The organism is Shimia litoralis (assembly GCF_005518135.1).
In the GTDB taxonomy this organism is placed as follows: Bacteria; Pseudomonadota; Alphaproteobacteria; order Rhodobacterales; family Rhodobacteraceae; genus Shimia_E; species Shimia_E litoralis.
In genome coordinates this window covers 1-1,200 of the sequence record NZ_SULI01000064.1, presented here as the reverse complement: position 1 = coordinate 1,200, position 1,200 = coordinate 1, and the positions used below count along the sequence as shown (strand labels likewise).

Annotated in this window: 1 pseudogene; it reads left to right on the top strand. The window is 51.8% G+C overall.

Annotation, left to right across the window (positions count from 1 at the left end):
- The first annotated feature begins 29 nt into the window (after nt 1–29).
- A pseudogene (locus tag FAP39_RS17340) lies at nt 30–1,179 on the top strand (IS3 family transposase).
- Nucleotides 1,180–1,200: the final 21 nt, after the last annotated feature.

Genomic DNA, 1,200 nt, shown 5'->3' with positions numbered 1-1,200 from the left:
TTGGTAATTTTGGAAGCAAGGAGACAGTGATGTCAGGGATTAGATTTACAGATGAGTTCAAGCGTGACGCGGTGGCACAGGCTGTGGATCGGGGATATTCTGTTGCGGAAGTTTCGGAGCGATTAGGGATCAGCACCAAGTCGCTTTACACTTGGAAGGCCCAGTTTTCGCAACCTCGCAAACAGATCCTGGAGACCACGGAGCAAGCCGCAGAGATCAGGCGTTTGAAGAAGGAACTCGCCCGCGTTTCCGAGGAGCGCGACATCTTAAAAAAGGCCACCGCGTACTTCGCCAGGGATGCGAAGTGAGGTACGCGTTTATGGCTGAGCATCGGCCGGTCTTTTCGGTTCGCGCCATGTGCCGTTGCCTGCGCCTGCATCCGAGCGGTTTCTATGCATGGGTTCAGAACCCGTTAAGTCATCGTGCGAAGGAAGATGAGCGCCAGACAAAGTTACTCAAAGAAGCTTGGGAAGAAAGCGGCCACATTTACGGTTATCGCAGGCTGCATGATGATCTCTGCGATCTGGGTGAGACGTGTTGTCCAAATCGTGTGGCCCGACTGGCCAGGTTGGCTGGGATATACGCGCAAATCGGATACAAACGCCGCCCCGGCAAGTATGGTGGTAAGCCATCAGTCGTCGTTGACAATACGCTAGACCGTCAATTCGATGTTGAGGCCCCCAACAACGTCTGGGTGACAGACATCACCTACATCAAAATACATGAAGGGTTCTCGTATCTGGCTGTTGTGATCGATCTCTTCTCCCGCCGCATTGTGGGATGGGCAATGCAGAACAGACAGCCAACGGACTTAGTTTTGCAGGTATTGCTCATGGCTGTTTGGCGACGCAAACCAACGAGCAAAGTTCTGGTACATTCTGACCAAGGTTCACAGTTCACAAGCATTGATTGGGCGCCGCTTCTCAAACACCACAATCTGGAACACAGTATGAGCCGCCGTGGAAATTGCCATGATAATGCCGTCGCCGAGAGCTTCTTCAACCTGCTTAAACGCGAACGCATCCGTCGCAGGACATACAAAACCAGAGAAGACGCAAGATCTGACGTGTTCGACTACATCGAGATGTTCTACAACCCGAAGCACAAACACGCTAAAATGGGATGTTGTCGCCAGCAGACTTTGAAAGGCAACAAGAACGGAAACTGCAAGGCGTCTAAGAAACTAGGGGCTATTCAAAG